The 23503-nt window shown below is 37.5% G+C and carries 15 protein-coding genes; 7 read left to right on the forward strand and 8 right to left on the reverse strand.

The window, feature by feature from the left end; all coding sequences use genetic code 11:
• Together ABYT26_RS14350 and ABYT26_RS14355 are read right to left on the reverse strand one after the other, a co-directional pair.
• A partial coding sequence (locus tag ABYT26_RS14350; protein WP_372755087.1) for an FAD-binding protein occupies positions 1-231 on the reverse strand: 231 nt, incomplete at its 3' end.
• A gap of 164 nt (positions 232-395) precedes the next feature.
• Positions 396-2603, reverse strand: coding sequence for a bifunctional alpha,alpha-trehalose-phosphate synthase (UDP-forming)/trehalose-phosphatase (locus ABYT26_RS14355; protein ID WP_372755089.1), 2208 nt, complete (start codon positions 2601-2603; stop codon positions 396-398).
• A 100-nt stretch (positions 2604-2703) separates the two neighbouring features.
• On the opposite strand from ABYT26_RS14355, the gene ABYT26_RS14360 reads away from it, so the two are divergent.
• A complete protein-coding gene (locus tag ABYT26_RS14360) occupies positions 2704-4515 on the forward strand; it encodes a glycoside hydrolase family 15 protein (RefSeq protein ID WP_372755091.1) in 1812 nt (603 codons plus the stop codon).
• An 84-nt stretch (positions 4516-4599) separates the two neighbouring features.
• On the opposite strand, the gene ABYT26_RS14365 is transcribed toward ABYT26_RS14360, so the two are convergent.
• The 3 genes from ABYT26_RS14365 to purL all read right to left on the reverse strand — a co-directional run bounded on the left by ABYT26_RS14365 (position 4600) and on the right by purL (position 12914).
• Complete coding sequence (locus tag ABYT26_RS14365) at positions 4600-8514, reverse strand: PKD domain-containing protein (RefSeq protein WP_372755093.1); 3915 nt, start codon at positions 8512-8514, stop codon at positions 4600-4602.
• Positions 8515-8688: 174 nt separating this feature from the next.
• Positions 8689-9102 carry a hypothetical protein gene (locus tag ABYT26_RS14370; protein ID WP_372755095.1) on the reverse strand — a complete coding sequence of 138 codons (414 nt, stop codon included), beginning with the start codon at positions 9100-9102 and terminating at the stop codon, positions 8689-8691.
• Positions 9103-9224: 122 nt separating this feature from the next.
• Positions 9225-12914 carry a phosphoribosylformylglycinamidine synthase gene (gene purL / locus ABYT26_RS14375; protein WP_372755097.1) on the reverse strand — a complete coding sequence of 1230 codons (3690 nt, stop codon included), beginning with the start codon at positions 12912-12914 and terminating at the stop codon, positions 9225-9227.
• Positions 12915-13455: 541 nt separating this feature from the next.
• On the opposite strand from purL, the gene mce reads away from it, so the two are divergent.
• The 5 genes from mce to ABYT26_RS14400 are packed head-to-tail and all read left to right on the forward strand — an operon-like array spanning position 13456 to position 17906.
• Entirely contained in the window at positions 13456-13860 is a 405-nt protein-coding gene (gene mce / locus ABYT26_RS14380; RefSeq protein ID WP_372755099.1) for a methylmalonyl-CoA epimerase, read from the forward strand.
• A gap of 33 nt (positions 13861-13893) precedes the next feature.
• Positions 13894-15450 carry an acyl-CoA carboxylase subunit beta gene (locus ABYT26_RS14385; RefSeq protein ID WP_372755101.1) on the forward strand — a complete coding sequence of 519 codons (1557 nt, stop codon included), beginning with the start codon at positions 13894-13896 and terminating at the stop codon, positions 15448-15450.
• An 11-nt stretch (positions 15451-15461) separates the two neighbouring features.
• A complete protein-coding gene (locus ABYT26_RS14390; protein WP_372755103.1) occupies positions 15462-15812 on the forward strand; it encodes an OadG family protein in 351 nt (116 codons plus the stop codon).
• A 5-nt stretch (positions 15813-15817) separates the two neighbouring features.
• Positions 15818-16240 carry a biotin/lipoyl-containing protein gene (locus ABYT26_RS14395; protein ID WP_372755105.1) on the forward strand — a complete coding sequence of 141 codons (423 nt, stop codon included), beginning with the start codon at positions 15818-15820 and terminating at the stop codon, positions 16238-16240.
• A 31-nt stretch (positions 16241-16271) separates the two neighbouring features.
• Positions 16272-17906 (forward strand): sodium ion-translocating decarboxylase subunit beta, encoded by a 1635-nt coding sequence (locus tag ABYT26_RS14400; protein ID WP_372755107.1) that lies wholly within the window; start codon positions 16272-16274, stop codon positions 17904-17906.
• Positions 17907-18322: 416 nt separating this feature from the next.
• On the opposite strand, the gene ABYT26_RS14405 is transcribed toward ABYT26_RS14400, so the two are convergent.
• The 3 genes from ABYT26_RS14405 to ABYT26_RS14415 form a co-directional block, all read right to left on the reverse strand.
• Positions 18323-18547, reverse strand: a complete 225-nt coding sequence (locus tag ABYT26_RS14405; protein ID WP_372755109.1) for a (2Fe-2S)-binding protein — start codon at positions 18545-18547, stop codon at positions 18323-18325.
• A 119-nt stretch (positions 18548-18666) separates the two neighbouring features.
• Positions 18667-19440 (reverse strand): HD domain-containing protein, encoded by a 774-nt coding sequence (locus ABYT26_RS14410; RefSeq protein ID WP_372755111.1) that lies wholly within the window; start codon positions 19438-19440, stop codon positions 18667-18669.
• A 368-nt stretch (positions 19441-19808) separates the two neighbouring features.
• Positions 19809-21275 carry an aminoacyl-histidine dipeptidase gene (locus ABYT26_RS14415; RefSeq protein ID WP_372755113.1) on the reverse strand — a complete coding sequence of 489 codons (1467 nt, stop codon included), beginning with the start codon at positions 21273-21275 and terminating at the stop codon, positions 19809-19811.
• Between the two features lie 522 nt (positions 21276-21797).
• On the opposite strand from ABYT26_RS14415, the gene ABYT26_RS14420 reads away from it, so the two are divergent.
• Positions 21798-23503 (forward strand): TonB-dependent receptor plug domain-containing protein (locus ABYT26_RS14420; RefSeq protein ID WP_372755115.1); only part of this gene is annotated, 1706 nt, incomplete at its 3' end.

Consider the following 23503-nt stretch of genomic DNA (forward strand, 5'->3'; position numbering starts at 1 on the left):
GCTTTCACATAAGCCACGACCAGCAGTTAAGGTGTCTTCTAAATGATATTGTGGAAAATCTTCGGGATCGGTTACTGCAGCAATTCCTCCTTGTGCATAGTAGGAGTTACTTATTTCAAGCTTCGATTTTGTTACAATGGCCACTTTCCCAAATTGGGAAGCATAGGCAGCAGAATATAAGCCAGCCAAACCACTTCCGATGAGTAAGAAATCGAACTGTTTGTGTTGCATTATTATATTTCTTGGTTCGTGCGAAATTAGGGATTTTCATTTTATTTAGGCAAGAAAAATGCATTTTTTAAGTGGGAGAGGGCAATTGTTTTTTTCCTGGTTCGAAGGTCTTGCAAAAAAAAAGAGCGGTGAATAAAAAATTCACCGCTTTGTTCTATTTTTAGTTATCCAGCAAATTCAGCCAGCAATTTTCGGACTGAGGCTACCGATTCAACTTTGTATTGGGCCGCTGTATTTTTCAGACCTACTTTTATGGTGTGAGCTGATTCTGGCAGTTGGCGGAACATGTATTCATCAGTCCAGTCATCCCCAAAGGCAATAATGAAGTCAAATTCCTGATTTTGAAGGAATTGGTTGGCAGCAATGCCTTTATTAATACCACCACTTTTCACCTCGATCACCTTGTTACCCTCTAGTATTTCAAGGTTGTGATTGGCAATCATTGTGGTTAACTCATCTTTCAGTTCATTGGCTCTCAGTTCTGCTTGTTCTGGCTCCACTTTTCGGAAATGCCAAACTAGTGAGTAATTTTTTTCTTCTACAAATGAGCCGGGAGTCTGATCAACAAAAGTTTCTAGGGTTGGACGAATACTTGGCTTCCACACATCTGAGGCGTTAGCAAGCATTTTCCATTCCTTTTGATATTTGCGAATCCAAACACCATGTTCAACAATTAAATTGATTTTGTGTCCCTCAAACCATTTTTCGAGACTATCGCGATCTCTACCACTAATAATCGTAATTACATTTCGTGGGTCTTCCTCTAGTTTGTATAGAAGTTGATGAAGTTCTTCGTCGGGTTTGGCATCGTTAGGATTTGATTTAAATCCGGTTAAAGTGCCGTCGTAATCAAGGAAAATAGAACGTTTTTTTGCCGCTTTGTATTGATTGGTAAGATTTAATGTGATCTTACTATTTATTTTCTTAGCGTAAAATGAGTTCTGTATTTTTTCAACTTTTGCTAGTGATTTAACAAATTCACTGGCCCATTTGAAAACATCGTATCGTTTAATTCTGTCTTGCAGAAAGATCATTCTTTCCCGTTGTTCATCTAAAGGCATTACTAGAGCCTGATGAATTGCTTCTGCAATTTCATTAATATTGTTTGGGTTAATGATTAGGGCTTCGCCCATTTCTTTCGCTACACCAGCCATTTCGCTCAAAATCATTACTCCTGTTCTGTTGGTTCTGGAAGCTACATATTCTTTAGCAACCAAATTCATACCATCGCGAACAGGAGTTACCAAAGCTACATCGCAAGAGCTATACAATTCAATTAGATTTTCGAAAGGAAGAGAACGGTAAAAATACCAAACTGGGGTATAATTAATACTACCAAATCTACCATTTACATTTCCAACTAATTCATCAACTTCCTTTTTTAGGTTGATGTAATGCTCAACCGTACCTCGCGAAGGTACCGCCAACATAATTAAGGTTACTTTGCCAATGAATTCAGGATGTTCCTCTAGAAATCTTGAAAAAGCTCGCAAACGGTTTGGAATTCCTTTGGAGTAATCCATACGATCGATGGATAGAATTAGTTTGCGGTTAGGTGATACCAGAAAATATTTTTCTAATTCACGGTGAAGCTTCGATTTTTCCTGAAGTGGCTTTTGAAAGGATTGTGTGGCCGCTTCCCGAAATTTATTGTAGTCAATTCCCATCGGGAAAGAATCTACCATAATAATTCTGTCTTCGATGTGAATTTGGTTGAAAGAAATTTCGTAGCCCATTAAACGACGAACAGAACTGCAAAAATGTCGTTGGTAATCAAAAGTGTGGAAACCAATTAGGTCGGCTCCCAATATTCCTTGAATCAATTCTTTTCTCCAAGGCAATATTCGAAATACTTCGAAGGAAGGGAAAGGGATGTGAAGGAAAAAACCTACGGTAACACCGGGTTTCTTCGATTTAATCATTTCAGGAACCAAAAGTAACTGATAATCGTGTATCCAAATTGTATCTCCTTCTTCAAGAGTTTCCAAAGCTTTGTCTGCAAATTTTTGATTGACACTTACAAATGCATCCCAAAGTTCGGGCGAATAATCAATGTATTGAGCAAAGTAGTGAAATAGTGGCCAAATGGTTCGGTTACTAAATCCATCATAATATAAGTCTATTTCCTCTTTTGATAAATGAACGGATACACAATCTTCGGCCTTTAGTTTTTCTTCAATTCGTTCAGTTGTCCGATCATCAATGTCATCGCTAGGAATTCCAGGCCAGCCAATCCATTTTCCATTAAACTCCTTATAAACCGATCTCATTCCTGTAGCTAATCCCCCAACACTTGGAATTAGTTCAATATTTTCATCTTCTACGTTAATACTAAAGGGGAGTCTGTTGGAGACAATGTGAATTCTATTCATAAAAGGTATTTTAAATTTTAGATTAAAAACTATTGAAAGTCATGAAAAATTTTTATTTTCCGACTGGTTTTAAGTTATAGCTCTAAAATAGCATTTTTTTATGAAAAATTTAAATTACGGGGTAATAGGAAATTGCAGAACTGCGGCTTTGGTCTCCGAAAAGGGTTCATTGGATTGGGTGTGTTTGCCTCAGTTTGACTCTTCTTCTGCGTTTGCTAAGTTGTTGGATAAGAATAAGGGGGGAAGTTTTGAAATTTTGCCTGAAAATGCAACAAATATCACTCAAGAGTATAGAAAAAATACAAATATATTAAAAACACGTTTTGAATGTGTTGATGGCGTTTTTGAAGTTCTGGATTTTATGCCGCGATATGTAGGAGAGAAGAATGATTATTACATGCCTCCAGATGTGATTCGTTATTTTCGTTTGGTTTATGGGAAACCTCGATTCAGAATTAAGTACGATCCACAACTTGATTATGCTCGAAATGAAACAAAGAATAAGTCATCGCAAGAACGGTTTATAAAATCTTATACAACAGCAGGAAATTACGATTCTTTGTATTTGTATACTAGCTTTATGAATGAGGATGTCCTAAATCAGGAAGTTATAGAGCTGGTGCAAGACGAATTTTGTCAGGTGAGTTACAATCAGAAATTGCTCGATCAAACTCTTGATCGGATTTATTTGAAATTGCAAAGAACAAAAACCTATTGGCTAAACTGGAGCGAAAAAACAAAGGTCTTGCCACGATACAACGAGGAAGCGAATCGAAGCGCCTTGGTGTTGAAACTCTTAAGTTATCAGAAAAGTGGTGCTGTTTTAGCTGCTTTAACCACATCTTTACCTGAAACTATTGGAGAAGTACGAAATTGGGATTATCGCTTTTGTTGGATTCGCGATGGCTCGATGGTTGTTAAAACATTGACTCAACTAGGGCATTTTAATGTTGCTAAACGATACCTGAGCTTCATTATGGATATCATTCCAAAAAAGAATGAGAAAATTCAGATCATGTATGGTATTAATGGGGAAAAGAAGCTCTCAGAATATGAATTGGAGCATCTTGCCGGTTATGAAGATTCGAAACCAGTCCGTGTTGGAAATGCAGCTTACAAACAAAAGCAGAATGATATCTATGGGATTTTACTGGATCTAATTCATCAACATTTCGAATTGTTTGAAGATTCTTTAGAGCATAGTGAAGATTTATGGACCATCGTAAGGAGTATTGTGAAGGTGGTAGAAGAGAATTGGAAAAAGCCAGATAAAGGTATTTGGGAAATTCGTGGGAAAAGTCTTCATTTTACTTTCAGCAAGGTGATGTGTTGGGTGGCCTTTGATAGGGCGGTTCAAATAGCAACACTACTAAAAAGAGATTATTACATAGAAAAGTGGACTATTCTTCGCCATTTGGTGAAAGAAAATATCATGAAAAAAGCCTGGAGTGAGAAAAAACAAGCTTTTACTCAATATTATGGTTCTGAGGACATGGATGCTTCGGTATTATTAATGGAAAGCTATGGTTTTATCAATGCGAATGATGAAAAGTATAAGTCGACAGTATTAACCATTCAAAAGGAACTAGAGCATGATGGTTTGATGTATCGGTATAAAAATCAAGATGATTTTGGAACACCTAAATCGGCATTTACAATTTGTTCGTTTTGGATGATTAACAGTTTGTTTAAAATTGGCAGAAAAAAAGAAGCAAAAGAAAAATTTGATCGATTACTCACCTATTCGAATCATCTCGGCTTGTTTGCTGAAGATATTGATTTCGTATCGAAGAGAATGTTAGGAAATTTCCCGCAAGCATATTCTCATTTGGCAATTATTGAAACAGCACTGAACTTTTCAAATACTAATTTCGAAGAAGAAGATAGTTTACTCGATCAGTTGAGTAGTTAGATGATAAACTAATAGATAAGTTTTATTTAATTCAAAACAAGGGTGCATTCAGAATGCACCCTTGTTAGATTATTAGTGTTTTTTTTACTTCACAAGTAGCTTTCCTTTGTATATTTTTTCGCCACTAAGGTTGATGATGTGAATTCCGGGTTTCAGTTGTTCCCGGTTAATTATCACATTGTTTCCGGTGATATTTTCGATGATGCGAACCACTCGGCCACTTGCATCGATTACTACCAATCGGTACTGCTGATTGGTTTGGTTTGGAAAACTTACATTACTCTTGTAGACCATTGGGTTGGGATAGATTTTTAGTTCACTGGCCTCTGATGTTGTCAGCTCATCGTTAATGCCGGTTGCGCCCGCGTCGTATCCCACCAAAGCTTTTATGGCCAGCGAGGTGTTCGGACTTCCACCAAAGATAGAAGGGTAGGAAGCCCAGGAATCACTGTAGTGAAGATAGGCTGTGTTGTCCCATCCTCCTTCTGCATCGAGAGGGAGATGTGCAACGGCAAAGGTGTCGACAGGGATTTCGTAAAGAACTTCATATCCTACAAAGAAATCTTCGTCTACCGCCACCGGGTAGGCCAGTTCGATATCGTTAAATTCTCCAACGATTAAATCCGAAAAGGAAACGGCTTTTTTGTAAAGCAATTCGCCTGGCTCGGTGCTTCCGCTCCAAACTTTAATGTTGATGGAAGGATCAGAAGAATTCGACTGCATCACCGATGGTAAAATTTGTACGCTCTTTAGGGCATTTAAATTGGGATTGGTGATGCTAAATTTCTCGGCAAACTGATCAATTTTTAAGTTTGTAGTCCCGCTTACATAGCCATCATTGTCGCCGGTGAATACATATTGAGTCAACTGATCTTCATATTCTTTATCGATATTGTATAGAAGCTGGTCATCAAAATCATCAGGATCGAGTACGGTGATGTAATCCGACTTTAGTTCCGTATCGCTGTACTCGGTATCGGAAACAACAAGAGTCACATCGAAAGTTCCTACGCTATTGTAGGTAACCACGGGGTTTTGTTCTGTTGAGCTTTCGGGTGTTCCGCCAGGGAAAGTCCATTGGTAGCTTAGTTCAGTGTTGGTACTTGAAGTTTGATTGGTAAAGCTCACTTCAGTTCCTACGCTAACACTTGTTTCGCTTGCCGTAAATTGAGTTTCCACTGTTTTTACAATAATAGCAGCACTAATGCTTTGAGTGTTAGAACCGGCAGCATTGCTTGCAGTTAAAGTCACCCTATGTTCTCCTGTTGTATTGTAAACTATATCTGTTGGGTGTTGCAGGCTGGAAGTTTCTGTTTCGGCTCCTTCGAAAGTCCATGCCCAGCTCATTGTTCCATCTCCTATTGTTCGGTTCATAAAATCGACCGATTCACCAATGGCAATGGTGTCTTGGGTCATCCCGATTAGGGCGATGGGAGCAGAGGCACTAAAATCATCGTCGGCAGTAAAAACGCCATTTCCATGAGTGGCAGCACCAATAAAACCATCTCTACGGCTTTTAATCATGGCCACTACTGTGGTTCCAATTTTATCCATGGCATCCTGAGTCCAAATTGTTGAGCTACCATTTAAGCTGGTGGTGCTGTACAATCCGGTACTGGTTCCTGCGTAGTAGGTGGTATCGGTGGGCGAGACCATAAAGGAAACCGAGCGAACAGAAGGTCCGTTGTTTTCTCCATTTATTTCTTCCAGATTACCACTTACGGCCGACCAGCTTTGGCCACCATCGGTTGTGCTAAAGATACTTTCAATTCCATAGTTCGAAAAGCCAACCAGTACTTCGTCGGCATTTAAAGGATTGGCATCGATAGAAATTACATTTCCCGAAGGCATGCTGCTGCCCGTAATATCGGTTCTTTTTGCCCACTCCGAATGGGCGTTTTCAATTTTATAGACTTTGCCCAAAGAGGTTCCGTAGTACAAAATATGAGCAGGAAAGGTTGACGATTCTATGGCAGAAACGCTTCCGCTGATTTTCGAGATTTCTAACTGCTCCCAATTTTTTGTGGCTTCGGTGTATTGAAGTTGAGGAATTTCGAAAATGTTCGAGTTTCTCCAAATATAATTTCCTGCTGCATAGTAAAGAATTTCACTGTTGTTGGCATCCACAATAAATGGATTGATGAAACTTTGTCCGCTAGCCCCTTCCGGATCCACACGAGTGTAGGTATAGCTACTGCCATCAGGATCGGTTTCCAGATAAACAACTCCGTTTTGCGAGGAGGATAAATAATGTTCTCCTAAATCCAGAATGCTACAGTAACTTCCATCGCCGGAATTAAAATACTCCCACTCCTGGCTTGCCGAGGCACTTCTTCCGAGCCAGGTTCCGTTATCCTGAAATCCGGTAAGCATATACTTGCTGTTGGTTATATCGTGATCGATGGCCAAAGTGTAGGCTTGCGTGGTTAGGTATCCATTATTTAAGAATGTCCAATCGACCGGAGTGCTTGCCGATTCACTGGAGTTGGTGTCGCTTTTCTTCTTATAATTAGTGGTGATGCTAAGACCACCATCATGACCACAAATTAAGGTAGAGTTATCGCTTTTAAAAACCAAAGAGTGCACATCTGGGTGATGGTTGGGGTATTGACTCACATTGTTTTCGGTAGCATAGCCTCCAATCCAATAGGTGTTCGAAGCATCGGATGATTCTCCAACGCTTAGAGGACTCGCTTCTGTGGCAAAAGCATCATCGGAACGATATAGATTGGTACCACCAATGAATACCATATTTTCATCATCGGGAGCCACTTTAATTACCATATTGTAGGATCCTTGGGAATCGTAGCCATTCACGTCACGATCGCCATCGCCTCCTTCAGGTAGGTTCATCGATCTGTTTTCCCAGGAATAATTGGTGGATGAGCTGTAGTTTAGCTTCCAGAAACTATGTCCCTGCATTCCTTCGCCAATTGTCTGTGCTAAAATGTAAAGGATCTCTTCGCTGGTGCTGCCAGGAGCGTATGCCAGAACAATGCGGTCGTAATCGGCAGGGAAAGCGCTGGGTGTAATATTCTCCCAATCGCCCGAATTTCCTGTTGCTGATCGGTAAATTCCCTTTGTTGTTCCATCGGCACTTAGTGAAGCGTACTTAATTCCATTGTCGGTACAAATAATATCTTCGTAGTAGGCGTCGCTGGCAATCACATCAGCCCAGCTGTTTCCACCATCTGTCGATCGTTTGATTCCATCGGCTGTCGCCACATAAACGTCTCCATTATTGGGATCGATACAGATATTCCAGCAGTAATCGAAAGGATCGTAAACTTCTGAAGTATTCGAGGCCGTAGAGCTAAGAGAAGTCCAGCTGTCGCCATTATTGGTTGATTTAAAAAGACCATTTCCACGATAGAGAGCTCCATCTTCGCTGGCAGAACCAATTAATTCGCCAGTAGTGTAGTACCAAGTTATTGGGTTTGTCGGATCCTGAGCAATAGCGGTTACACTTGGGTGATCTTCCAGATCGGTAGTACGGACCCAATTTTCGCCATTATCGGTCGATTTCCACATGCCGCCAGTGGTTCCTCCGGCAAGAATGATATTTTCGTTCTGCATATCAATGGCCAAAGCTCTTGTTCGTCCACCAACATTTACAGGGCCGCTATTGGTGAAAGACAATCCCCCGGCTTTTAAACCCGATTGTAATCCTGATGCGGAAGAAAGAACGTAGGCTTTTTCTAACTTTCTTATGTTGGCAGGAACACTACCCGTAAGGGGGTTTTTTAGAATGCTTATTTCGTATTGAATCCTGGAAATAGGATCATCAGCACGCTTTGGTTTTCCTGCATTTTGATCGGCAATTTTAGAAAGCTTTCTTCTATTTAAAGTTGGATTTGTTATATCCTCATAGGTTTCCTCGGTAATGACAATATTTTTGACGTTCAGATTTGCCTTCTCTTCGGCTGTTAGTTTTTTGTTTTGAGCAGAAGCTGTTAGTGAAAATGTGAAAGCAAGTAGTAGTGTAAAAAGTGATTTCATATTGAATTTTTTGTTACAGAATATCTGTAATTGGTGTGATTACATTGTTTGGTGTACTTGTGTTTAAGTTGAGAACAACTCAGTAAATTAACTTGAAAAGTAGATTTATAGTTACAAATGGTTTTTGATGATCTTTTAAGAAGGGGCAATAAGAGTAAGAGAATGGATTTGAATTTATTTCTCGATGGCTTGCTGATACTCTACCAGTTTGAAATGAGATTCATTTTTTATTGCGTTGACATCTGAAATGAGACAAGAGATTGTTTTCAGATCTTTCAAATGCATCAATTGTTGTTCGGTAAGAATCACTGTTAGTTTTTGGCCTTTTTCGAAAGAACTTGTGAAACCCGCACCATAAGCCTTAATAGAAGCAATGTTTCCGACCAGATAGGTTTTGCTGTTTTCTTCTATAATTGTGCAATTGGCAATTTGCAAAGAGCAAGTGCCAGGAGCGATCTGTTTCTCAATATGAATTCTTTTTTCGTTTTGAGCAGAGGGTAATTTTTCTTCGTTTTGATTTATTTTATGGGGAGGGGCACAAGCGTATGCCAATCCAAAAATAGTGAGTAGTGGTAAAAATTGTTTCATATACAGATCTTATTTTATTTGGATCTACAAGTTAGCTAAAAAATTGATAGGTATAACTTGGTGTAATTACAAAAAAAATACCCCCTTAAGTAAGGAGGTATTCTCTTGTTAATGTATTGATATTATTTGTTTTCCATAATCCAGTTTTTTGCATTCACAAAGGCTTCAATCCATGGAGAAACTTCATCATCAATTCTATTTTCGTTGTAATGAGGCCAATTCCATGGGTAAGTTGCTCTTTCCAGGTGAGGCATCATGGCTAAATGACGACCATCTTTTGAAGCAATTGCCGCGGTAGCAAAAGGCGATCCATTAGGATTCGCTGGATACTGATCGATATTGTATTTCATTGGAATCTGGTACTGATCTTCGGCGTAAGGCAATTCAAATTTACCTTCTCCGTGAGCCACCCAAATACCCAATTTACTTCCTGCCAAAGAGGAAAGCATTACCGAGTTGTTTTCCTGAACAGTAACGCTCACAAATCCCGATTCGAATTTATGCGATTCGTTGTGAAGTAATTTTGGATGCTTTTCATGATCAGGGTAAATGAGTCCCAATTCAGAAATTAACTGACAACCATTACAAACACCAAGACTTAAAGTGTCTTTTCTAGCGTAGAAATTGTCGAGCGCTTTTTTCGCTTTTTCGTTGTAAAGGAAGGCTCCGGCCCATCCTTTTGCAGAACCTAAAACATCCGAATTAGAGAATCCACCAACAAATACAATCATGTTTACATCCGAAAGATCTTCACGCCCAGCAATTAAATCTGTCATGTGAATGTCTTTTACATCCATGCCGGCTAGGTGCATCATCCAAGCCATTTCGCGATCGCCATTCACACCTTTCTCACGAATGATAGCTGCTTTCACGCCTGATTTGTCTTTTCTTTTTGGATCAATTCCGTACTGTGCGAATTTTCCGGTAAAGTTAGCAGGGAAGTTGAATTCAAGAGCATTCTCTTTGTAGGATTTGAATCGTTCCAAAGCTAAATCATTACCCGACTGATTTCTGTCAAGCAGATAGGAAGTTTTAAACCATAAATCACGTAGAGATTCAATATCTAAATCGAAAACTTTTTCTCCTTTGGTGATGTTCATTTTTCCAGCTTCGGCTAAAGAACCAATCACGTGGAATTCTATGCCTTTTTCGTTTAATATTTCAGAAACGCCAGCCACATCTTTAACTTGAATTAGAACACCAGGATTTTCACTGAACAATACTTTCACTACATCAGCTTCCTGAATCGAACTCAAGTCGATGTTTGCGCCCAATCGGTTATCTGCAAAGCACATTTCGAGTAGGGCAGTAATCATCCCACCTGCCGAAATATCGTGTCCGGCAAGTACTTTCTCATCGAGAATTAACTGCTGCAATGTTGTGAATGCCTTGGCGAAATATTTCGAATCTTTCACATCAGGAGTTTGATTTCCTAATTTGTTAACGATTTGTGCAAAACTACTTCCGCCTAATTGGAAAGCATCTTTCGAAAAATCGATATATATTAATTGTGAATCGGTTTCGTTCTTCAAGACTGGAGAAATCATTTTGTTGATGTCGATAATTTCACCAACAGTGGAGATGATCACTGTTCCAGGAGAATAAACCACATCATCGCTTCCATATTTTTGAGTCATGGAAAGAGAATCTTTTCCAGTTGGAATGTTGACTCCCAATTCGATGGCAAAATCACTAATCGACTGAACTGCCTGATACAATCGGGCATCTTCACCAGGGTTTTTACAAGGCCACATCCAGTTTGCAGATAATGACACTCCTTTTAGTCCTTGCTCAATTGGAGCCCAAACCATATTGGTTAAGGATTCCGCAATGGATAAGCGAGATCCATTTTCAGAATCAACCAAAGCTGCAATGGGAGTATGTCCAATGGAAGTTGCAATTCCTTTTTCTCCTTGAAAATCAATTGCAACAGCACCTAAGTTATTCAATGGTAATTGAAGAGGTCCTGCACACTGTTGCATGGCAATTTTACCTGTTACCGAGCGGTCAACTTTGTTTGTTAACCAGTCTTTACAAGCTACAGCCTCTAGTTGAAGCACATTTTCGATGTACTCTTCTATTTTGGAATTATCGTAAGCAACTGCTTCGAATTTTTCATTTAGGGTTTGATCTGTTAATACCGTTTTGGGTGGTTTTCCAAACATCTCCGATAAGGCAAGATCAATTGGGTTTTTTCCCGTTTTTTTGTCTTCAAAAGTAAAGCGCATGTCTCCAGTAGTTTCACCAACTTGGTAAATAGGAGCTCTTTCGCGGTCTGCAATACGAGTTAAAAGGGCAACATCTTTTTCTTTGATTACCAGTCCCATTCTTTCTTGAGACTCATTGCCTACAATTTCTTTTGCCGATAAAGTTGGATCTCCAACAGGAAGAGCATTCAAGTCGATTTTTCCACCTGTTTCTTCTACCAATTCCGAAAGACAGTTTAAGTGACCACCTGCACCATGATCGTGTATGGACACAATTGGGTTTTCGTCGATTTCAGCCATGGCTCTAATGGCGTTGCAAACTCTTTTTTGCATTTCTGGATTGGAACGTTGCACGGCGTTTAACTCAATAGAGTTAGTGAATTCACCAGTAGCAACAGAGGAAACAGCACCACCACCCATTCCAATTCTATAATTATCTCCTCCTAAAAGGACTACTTTATCACCTTTTTCAGGAACATCTTTCTGTGCTTGTTCGAAACGGCCATAGCCAATTCCACCAGCTTGCATGATCACCTTATCGTAACCATACTTTTTGTTGTTTTCGAAATGTTCAAAGGTAAGAACAGAACCACAAATAAGTGGCTGTCCGAATTTGTTTCCAAAATCACTAGCTCCGTTCGAAGCTTTAATTAAGATTTCTTCGGGAGTTTGGTACAACCATTTTCTTGCGTCGGTAGCATTTTCCCATGAACGAGAAGCTTCAAGTCGTGGGTAAGAAGTCATGTAAACAGCAGTTCCGGCCATAGGAACCGAAGCCTTACCTCCTGCAATACGGTCGCGAATTTCACCACCAGTTCCCGTTGCAGCTCCATTAAATGGTTCAACAGTAGTTGGGAAGTTATGGGTCTCTGCTTTCAGCGAGATAACCGTGTTGATGTCTTTGGTTTGGAAAAAATCTCCTTTGTCGTGGCTTGCAGGAGCGAATTGCTCTGCTTTTGGTCCCTCTAGGAATGCACAGTTGTCTTTGTAGGCCGAAACAATTCGGTTGTGATTTTCTTTTGAAGTTTTCTTGATCAATTGGAACAAAGAAGATTCTTTTTCTTCTCCATCAATAACAAAGCTTCCGTTGAATATTTTATGTCGACAATGTTCTGAGTTTACCTGAGAAAATCCGAACACTTCGGAATCGGTTAGCGGTCGACCAATTTTTTTGGCTACACTATCTAAATAGGCGATTTCTTCTTCGCTAAGAGCTAGTCCTTCTTGCTGGTTGTATTCTGAAATATTTTGGATAGATACAATTGGATCGGGTAGCTTCTCAATGGTGTAAATATGTTGATCTATTTTTTGATAAAAAGCTTGAAGCATTGGATCATACTCTGCTTTATCGTTAGAAACCATTAGAAATTCCTCGATTCTAAGAATTCCAGTAATGCCCATGTTTTGAGTGATTTCAACGGCATTTGTACTCCAAGGAGTAATCATTTCCTTTCTGGGACCTACAAAAAATGCCATAATTTCCTCCTCTTGGATTTGCGAGGCATTTCCGAATAGCCAGGAAAGCTTGTCTGTATCCAATCCGTTCAATTGGCTAGTTGTCTGAACAACAAAGTGTACTGCGTCTTTTTTAAAGAATAGTATCATCTTAGAATCTACTTAAATTATTTATAATAATGGCTGAAAGATGTTTTCAAGCTGCAAATATAAGTAAAAGACTTTACACAGTTAAAGAAAAACCGATGCGATGAGTAGAGGATTTTGCAGAGATTTATCCCTATTACATGAAAAATGAAATTCAAATCTTGATAAACAGCCGTTTTTATACGTGTTATACTTTTTTTTTATTTGTCAATAAATGTGAATATTTAATGGTCGGTATGTTGAGTAATAGTAAAAAATATTTCTGTTTTAAAGGAAAAGAGATTTTCTTTGAGTACCGTAAAAAAAATGGATACTTTTGAAAAAAAGTGTTTACACGCTTTTCGAAGCATGTATTTCTAAATTAAGAAGAGAAAGCGGTTTTTGAAAACTCTTATTTGTTTGATTTTTAAAGGGAAAGTGTGATCTTGTCCTTTTTTTTATAATATATGTTGAAAAACAAGTTTAATAATGTTGCAGATTATTGATTGACGTTTTTCAATTCGATATTTTTGTCATGAACATTTAATTTAAAATATATATAATTATGAAACCATCGCATATTGAACACATTGGTATAGCTGTAAAAAGTTTAGATGAAGCAATTCCTTTTTATGAAAAAGTATTGGGATTAGAGTGTTATGCTGTTGAAGAAGTTGTTGATCAGAAAGTGAAAACAGCTTTTTTTAAAGTTGGGGACACCAAAATTGAGTTGTTGGAATCTACAGATCCTGAAGGTCCTATTGGTAAATTTGTTGCCAAAACAGGAGGTGGAATGCACCACATGGCCTTTGCTGTTGATGATGTTCAACAAGCATTGACCGATGTTCAAGAGGCAGGCTGCCAGGTTATTGACAAAGCACCACGTAACGGAGCAGAAGGATTGAAAATTGGGTTTTTACATCCAAAATCAACTCAGCGTGTGTTGACAGAGCTTTGTGGTAACAAATAAGAATACTCAATAACAATAATAACTCAATAAGTTATGGCTAGTCAGGAAAAAATTAAAAAGTTAATTGATTTAAGAGCTGAGGCTAAGCTTGGTGGAGGTGAGAAAAGAATCGCATCTCAACACAAGAAAGGCAAATATACAGCTCGAGAACGAATCGATATGCTTCTTGATGAGGGAAGTTTCGAGGAATTTGACATGTTTGTTACTCACCGCTGTACCAATTTTGGAATGGAAAAAACAAAATTCTTAGGGGATGGAGTTGTTACCGGTCAAGGTACGGTTGATGGACGTTTGATCTTCGTATTCTCTCAGGATTTTACTGTTTTTGGAGGGTCTTTGTCAGAAACATTCGCTCAGAAGATTTGTAAAATTATGGACATGGCCATGAAAATGGGTGCACCGGTAATTGGATTGAATGATTCAGGAGGAGCTCGTATTCAGGAAGGTGTAACTGCTTTAGCAGGATATGCTGAGATCTTTGAAAGAAACATTCTTGCTTCAGGGGTGATTCCTCAAATTTCTGCAATTTTCGGTCCTTGTGCAGGGGGCGCTGTTTACTCTCCAGCTCTTACTGATTTTATCATGATGACGGAAGAAAAATCTTACATGTTTGTTACAGGTCCTAAAGTTGTTAAGACAGTAACTGGTGAAGATATTTCTGTTGAAGATCTTGGAGGTGCTAAAATGCACGCTTCTAAATCTGGAGTGTCTCATTTTATGTTGGAAGACGAAGAGGAAGGGATTATGATTATCCGTAAGCTTTTGTCTTACATGCCTTCAAATAATTTGGAGGAAGCTCCAATTACAAAATGTACTGATCCAATCGATAGAATGGATGATATTCTTAACGAAATCATTCCTGCAAATCCGAACATGCCTTACGACATGAAGGATGTAATTTATACGATTGCTGATGATGCTGAATTTTTAGAGGTTCACCGTCACTATGCTAAAAATATTATCGTTGGTTTTACTCGTATGGGTGGAATGTCGGTAGGTGTTGTAGCAAATCAGCCTAGTTTCCTTGCCGGTGTACTTGATATTGAGTCTTCAAGAAAAGCAGCTCGATTCATCCGTTTCTGTGACTGTTTCAATATTCCAATTTTAACCTTGGTTGATGTTCCTGGTTTCTTACCTGGATCAAGTCAAGAGTTTGGTGGTATCATTACTCATGGAGCGAAATTAATGTTCGCTTATGGTGAGGCTACTGTACCAAAAGTAACTATTACTCTAAGAAAATCTTATGGTGGTGCTCATGATGTAATGTCTTGTAAGCAACTTCGTGGTGATTTAAATTATGCATGGCCTTCGGCAGAAATTGCTGTTATGGGTGCTAAAGGTGCAATTGAAGTGCTTCACGGTAGAAAAATGAAAGAATTAAATGAAGCTGATAAAGCGAAATTTATTGCTGATACCGAAATTGAGTACAACGAAGCATTTGCAAATCCATACAATGCAGCATCATATGGTTATATCGATGATGTAATTGAGCCACGTAATACTCGTTTTAGAGTGATTCGCGCATTTCAGTCTCTTCAGACTAAAAAGCAAGTGAATCCACCTAAGAAACATTCTAATATTCCATTGTAAAAAATTGTTCTATGTTAATGAATATTTTATCTATAGGAAGTCAAGGTGGATGGACAGTAGCTATTGTAGGTTATTCAATCGTATTTATTGCGTTGGTTCTACTAGTTATTGTGTTTATTAATTTACCTAAGCTTTTGCAACTTAACTTGAGGAAGAAGTTGGCTAAAGCAGGTAAGCCTAGCGCCGAGACTGATGATTTAGACATCGAAGATGGTGTAAATGCTGCAATAGCTATGGCTTTGTATTTGCATTCTAACCAGAATCACGATGAAGAAAGTAACATCATCACAATTAAAAAAGTTACAAAGAATTATTCACCATGGAGTTCCAAGATCTATGGAGTAATGAATCAACCAAGATAATCAAAATGAAGAAGTTCAAATTTACAATAAGAGGGCAGGAATATGATGTTGAAATCAAAGATTTTCAAGGATCAGAAGCCAAAATTGAAGTGAACGGAACGAGTTATGATGTTGATGTAGAAGTTGAGGAAAAAGCATCGAAAACTCCTAGATTAGTTCGTAAAGCGGTTGTTAACAAACCGGGAGAAGGTAGTATTAAAAAAGGTGGATCTGGATCGGCTGTTGTAAAAGCACCACTTCCAGGAAGTATTATTAAAATTAACGTTGCAGTTGGTGATTCTATTAATCCAGGAGATACTCTTTTGGTGATGGAAGCAATGAAAATGGAAAATAATGTGTTAGCCGAAAAAGGAGGATCTGTTAAAGCTATAAAGGTTGCAGTTGGCGATAGCGTACTTCAGGATGACGTATTGATTGAAATAGCATAATATTTCAATAAAAAATGCAAAAACGATATAAATGAGAAAGCTTTATTCATTGGTATTCTCTATGATTTTGGTAATGGGGTTGGCTTTTAACTCCATTGCCCAAAAATCATCTGATACCGCAGCGAAATTAACTACAGGGAAATGGGTAAATCATGTAGATGGTTATATCCCCAGTCCGACTGGAATTTCTGATAAAACAGTAAAAAGATATAAAATTTTCGAATTCAAAAATGATAAAACATTTATCATGGATTCGGTAAAACAGCGGTTTAGTGGAAATTGGGAAGTGCAAGGTGAAAATGTGATTATGACATATCACCCCCAAATTGTGACTCATCTCTCTAAAAATCTCGACCCAAACTCAAGTTCGAACAGTTACCTAACAACAAATGAAAATCTCGATCTAGGCACGCGTATTGCAAAAATAGATGGGGATATTCTTGTTTTTGGGAACCCCAGTCTTAATTGCGAAAATAACTCAGGAGCTGTAGTTGGTCTTAAGAATTTTTACGAATTTACTGGTTTTGCGAATGTCACTGCAGGACACTTGTTTATGGTGTTGATTGGCTTGTTTTTTATTTTTCTAGCCATTAAGTATGACTATGAACCTTTGCTTTTAATTCCTATTGGAATGGGTATTATTATTGGTAATATACCTATGTTTCAAGCTGTTGATTTCAACTTGAAATTGGGTATTTATGAGCCAGGCTCGGTCATGAACATCCTGTATTCAGGAGTAGTAAACGGCTGGTACCCTCCATTAATCTTTTTGGGGATTGGCGCCATGACCGACTTTTCATCTTTAATCAGTAATCCTCGATTGATGATTTTAGGAGCAGCAGCTCAAATTGGTATTTTTGCTACCTTTTTAGGCGCTCTTTGGTTAGGTTTTGCACCGCCCGAAGCTGGTGCAATTGGAATTATTGGAGGGGCTGATGGTCCTACGGCCATCTTTTTATCTTCGAAACTAGCCAATGGTATGAATGTAATGGCAAATGGTGAAACAGTGAAAAATCTGATTGGACCTATTGCAATTGCAGCCTACTCTTATATGGCTTTGGTACCTGTAATTCAGCCACCAATAATTAACTTACTAACCACTAAAAAAGAACGTAAAATTAAGATGAAGCCTCCTCGTGCTGTAACTCGTCTTGAAAAAATTATTTTCCCAATTATTGGTTTGTTGTTAACTGCCTTTATTTCTCCTACAGCATTGCCTCTTTTGGGTATGTTGTTCTTTGGTAACCTACTTAAAGAATCAACCGTAACTAATCGCTTGGCCGATACTGCAAGTAATGCGTTAATCAATACAATTACAATTTTGTTAGGTGTTACTGTTGGTGCATCTACTCAGGCTGATATTTTCTTAACTAAGGATTCTATCTTGATTTTTGGATTGGGGGCAGCTTCCTTTATTGTTGCTACGGCTGGAGGTGTAATTTTTGCCAAAATAATGAATTGGGTTTCACCAAAAGACCGGCCTATTAATCCTATGATTGGTGCCTCTGGTGTTTCTGCAGTTCCTGATAGTGCACGAGTTGTTCAGGTTATGGGATTGGAAAATGATCCTACTAACCACTTGTTGATGCACGCAATGGCTCCAAATGTTTCTGGTGTGATTGGATCGGCAGTTGGTGCTGGTATTTTATTGAGTTTCTTGATGTAAAAAAACTTCATTATGGATATTTAAAAGGGTTGCCAGTTTCGGTAACCCTTTTTGTATGTATAAGAATTAAGAATAGTCTTGGTTTTATTCTAACATACTATATTCTCACTTTCTAGTTATTAGAGTGATTATGTGGAAGGAGTTGACTTTTCCAGCCATATAAACATCTATGATGTTTGTGATTTACTATTCTAGGTGATGTTGTTATGAATTTAGTGGATTTGAAGGATGAGAAATTGGTAAGAAAAGTTAGAATACTGATTTAATTCTGAAAAGTCATAAATATCTAGCTTGTAGCTGCATTAAAAAGATGGGTAGGATATCAATAAAATCTACCTTAGGAGTACTGTTACTTCTATACGTTAAGTAAGAATATCTAAAAAAATAAGCTTCGGAATTTCCGAAGCTTTATGTTTTTACCAAAGTTTAAATTTGCTTTGGCTTGTGTTCTCAACTTTAACGGCCACCTTTGGAACTTCTGTATCTAGGATATTATTGATGTAGCTCATGCATTTTCCACAGCCAGTATTAGCTCCAGTGTACCTTCTTATTTCCTCTATTGTTGTTGCATTTTTTTGGTGAATTGCCTTATTTATGGTTTTTCTGTCCACCATTTGACAGTTGCAAACTATATCCCTCATTGTTTAATCTTTTATTGAATAATAATCTGGTGTAAATATATACATTATTCAATATAAATTATAAAAATACACTATTTTATTTTTAATAAGTCTAGATAAGCTTTGTGGGTGTTTTACAACTAGAGCTGATTTTCAAGGAAAATCTTCATTTGTCGGTACATATCAATTACAAGATCTTTCTTAGGCAGAGTTTCAAAGATTTGTTTTAAATAGGTTTTTTCGCTGATGATTTTAAAGCTTATCTTAAAGTTTAGATCATAAATAAGAGACATTTGATAAAGCTTAAGATCGTTAATGGTTAAAATGTTTTTAAAAGCAACCTGTTTTTCGTCCATGATACTTTGATAGACTTTTTTTGAAACATCAGGTTTATCGGATAGTTCCATTTCCAGTCTTTTGTTTGTGCCTATTTTATTGTTTAAGTAGTAGTTTGAAACAATGTGGAGAATGTCAATAGTGTCTGCATCTCTAAGGACTTGGATTAAAGGCAAGGCCAAGGAATTGATGTTTTTTGGCAACACTGGTTCATGATGGTAGGTGATGCACTCTAATACAATGTTTCTTTCCTCTTCGTTTAGTTCGGCTAAGACATCATGTTCAGTAAGGGTAGCTAACCCTAATTGAATATGGTTTATTTCATCGGTGTCGGAAAATGTACCGTAGTTAACTAATTGTTTAAATCTTCCAAGGTCGTGAAGTAATGCTATGCACTGAATTAGTAGAATGTCTGAATCTGATAAATCTAATTTTTCTCCAAGCTCTTTGGTCAACTTAACTACTCGAAAGGAGTGGTCTCGTTTTAAGATAATATTATCTTTTTCATTTTCATTTTCAAAACCCTCAACATAGCTATTGAACCATGTTTCTATACTATTGTAGACTTCTTGCTTCACTTCATTAGTATTTAAAAATTGCTCACAAAACTACTCTTTTTATCTAAATACAAAAAGGAAATTATTTGTGTTTGATTTATGAAAAATCATTGTAAATAATATAAGTTGACCAACGTTCGTTTTTTGTTTGTTAATAGCGATATGTTGAATGTTAATAAGTATTATCCACTGCAAATTGACAATAAAAAAAGAACAGACACTGGACTTTCTCCGTTGTTTAAAGCCTAAATTAGTAGTTGTGCAAGTGTTTCGAGGGGGTTAGTATATTGCTTTATCCGGTTTTTTGGCTTAACAGCTCCATATGTGGCCAAAATAATGGCGATTCATATTTTATGAATCACCATTGCTCTTTTATCCTACTTTAGAATTTAATCAATGCTTGGTGTATTTTTAAGAATATCCAGCAGATGTTTCCAAAATTTCTGAACTGTTTCAATATTTATCTTTTCGTCAGGAGAATGTACATCTCTTAGCGTAGGTCCAAAAGAAATCATATCCATATTGGGATATTTTTCCAAAAATAAGCCGCATTCAAGGCCTGCATGAATAGAACGGACTACAGGTTCGTTTCCAAAAAGTTTTTTGTATGAATTCACGGCCACTTTTAAAATCTCTGAATCTGGGTTGGGAGTCCAGCCTGGATATCCTTCGCTGTGTTCTATTTTAGCATTGGCCATGGTGAATGTGATTCCTACCATTTGCGCAATATTGTATTTTTCACTATCCACATCACTTCTTTGCGAAGTTGTAATTACAATATGATTGTCATTTTTAAATTTTACAGATGCAAGGTTGGTGGATGTTTCTACCATGCCTGGCATTTTTGAACTCATCGAAAAAACGCCATGAGGACATGCGTATAAAGCATCTAATAAACTTGAAGAACTTTTTTTGTCAATAACAAAACGTGGCTTATCTATTGATTCTAAGCTTATTTTTAGCTTGGGTTCGCTAATTTTCCAAATTTCTTCCATTTCAGTTGCATAAATATTTAAATCTACACGAACATTTTCTTTAAATTCTGATGGGAAGGTAATGATGGCATGAGCTTCACGAGGAATTGCATTTCGTAAATTTCCTCCATCGAAATGTGCAATGCGAATACCATATTTTTTATTGAGTTGCCAAAGGAAACGGTTGAGTAGTTTATTCGAGTTGCCCCGGCCTTTGTTTATTTCATCGCCAGAATGACCACCCAAAAGACCATTTACGTCAATTCTAACGGCGAAATGCCCCTTGGGAAGCTCTTCCTTTAAATAGGTGATTGTTGCCATTGTGTCAATTCCGCCGGCACAACCAATAAATAGTTCTCCTTCATCTTCCGAATCCAGATTCAATAAGATATTGCCTTTGAAAAAATCTGGCTGTAAGGCAAATGCACCCGATAATCCAGTTTCTTCGTCGACCGTAAACAGGCATTCGATAGGACCATGTTCAATATCGGTTGAGTTTAATATAGCCATTTCTGCTGCCATACCAATGCCATCATCGGCGCCAAGAGTTGTTCCTTTTGCTTTTACCCATCCATTATCAATCCATGGCACAATGGGATCCTTCTCAAAATCATGAAGTGTTTCATTGTTCTTTTCACAAACCATATCAATATGAGATTGTAAAACAATTGTTTTCAGGTTCTCTAGACCTGGAGTTGCTGGTTTACTTATTAGAACATTGCCAATTTCATCTCTTTTACATTTCAAATTCAGCTTTTTGCCAAATTGTAGTAGAAAGTCGATTATTTGCTCTTCTTTTTTCGAGGGTCTTGGAATTTGGCAAATATCTTCGAAATGATTCCATATTTCCGAAGGCTTTAATTTTGATAGTGCTCTATTCATTTTAGTTAAATTTTACCAAATGTAATAAATTCAAATATTGTGTCTAAGCCCGCAGGTGGAATTTTGGGATTCTCAATGCCTATTTAGAATTGCTATTTTATTGGGAAATTATGTATATACCCCATTTTTTTAATACTAGAGAATGAAAAGAATGATCTTTATGGGGAGTTAACTCTTCTATTTGGGGGAGTATTTGGTTAATTTTATAGGTTATTTTGACTTTGAAGGATTTTTTTTTGATAAAAAAACACTTTTTTTTATTTTTTTTTGCCTGCATGTCTTTTATCTGATTAAAAGATGCTATCGTCTTGATTTTTAAATCTCAATCTGTTTGTAAAATATTTTGAAGGGTACCCCAAAATAGGGGTGTGTACGCTTATTCATGATAATTGTCATGCTTAGGGCAATTGTTAAAGGGGTGTTAATTTTTGTTAAAAGGAATTTTAATGCTATTTTTATAATCAGAAAATTATCATTAACCATTTTGCATCTTTACTTAATTACTAACTAAAAAGTTTTTTTATGAAAAAAATGATTGGACTGTTTGTGTTTCTCATTTTTATGGGGACACAAGTAGTGACTGCGCAAAGCAAGCAGATTTCTGGTACGATTACCAGTGCTGAAGATGGTCTGGGCATGCCCGGAGTATCTGTTGTAATAAAAGGAACCACTATTGGTGCTAGTACTAATATTGATGGACAATTTTCCTTAGAAGCAAAATCTTCAGATGTTTTGTTGATTAGCTTTGTGGGAATGATTACTCAGGAAATTACAGTTGGAAACAAAACTGTAATTAATGCTGTAATGGAAACAGAATCCATCGGAATGGATGAGGTTGTTGTAACAGCTTTGGGTATTACAAAAGAGAAAAAATCACTGGGTTATGCTGTTCAGGAAGTGGGCGGCGATGACGTAAGTACCGCGAAAGACAATAGTTTTATTAGTTCTCTTTCTGGTAGAGTAAGTGGTCTTTCTATTAAAAAGTCAGGACAAATTGGTGGTTCTGTAAATGCTATTATCAGGGGTTCTAACTCTTTCACAGGAAATAATCAGGCGTTGTTTGTTGTTGATGGGGTACCTATTAGTAATAGTAATACAAATACTACTGATGCATCAACAAATAGAGGGGGTTACGATTATGGTAATGCTGCTTCGGATATCGATCCAGAATCTATCGAGTCTATTTCTGTACTGAAAGGTGCAACTGCTTCGGCTCTTTACGGTTCTGATGCTGCCAATGGTGTGATCTTAATCACAACAAAACGTGGTAAAGCGAAAAAAGGCATTGGGGTTACGATTAACCAAAGTATGTCGGTTACTACATATGACAAGAAAACTTTCCCAGAATACCAATATCAGTATGGTGCAGGTTACGGTGCTTACTATGGTTCTACAGGTTCATTTGATGATATTGATGTAGATGGTGATGGTACTGATGATTACGCAGTTCCTTACTACGAAGATGCTTCTTATGGTGGTGCTTTTGATGGTTCTACTCAGGTTTTTGGATGGAATTCTTTATATCCAGAATTGGATACATATGGACAAAAAAGTACTTGGTCTGCTCCAGATCATGGACCTAGCTATATTTTCAAAAATGGATACAGTAGTGTTACTAGTATTGCTATCGACGGAGGAAATGAAAAAGGAACTTTCCGTATGGGTTACACCAACGATGACAGAACAGGTATCCTTGAAAATAGTAAAATCAAAAAAGATATAATCGATGTAAGTGCTTCTTACAATCTTACCGACAAATTGAAATTTGATACTAAAACTACTTTTAACAGAACTTCTGGACAAGGTAGATACGGAACAGGTTACGATGCTGGTAATGTTGTACAAATGTTAAGACAATGGTACCAAATGAATGTGGATCTAAAAGAACAAGAGAATGCTTACCTTTTAACAAAGGATAATACTACTTGGAATCCACAGGCTTATAACGATACAGATCCAAACTATTGGGATAATCCATATTTTACTCTTTATGAGAATTATGAAACTGATACCAGAACTCGTTTCTTTGGAAAATTCCAGGCTTCTTATGAGTTTAACGACAATATTAATGTAGTAGCTCGTTTTGGTGTGGATACTTACACTGATTTAAGAGAAGAAAGAACTGCAATTGGTTCTATTGATGTTTCGGAGTACGAAAAGTATGAAAGAACTTTTCAGGAGTACAACAATGACTTTATTGTGAATTTCAATAAGAGATTTTCTGATGA

This window comes from Labilibaculum sp. (genome assembly GCF_041595635.1).
Taxonomy (GTDB): domain Bacteria; phylum Bacteroidota; class Bacteroidia; order Bacteroidales; family Marinifilaceae; genus Labilibaculum.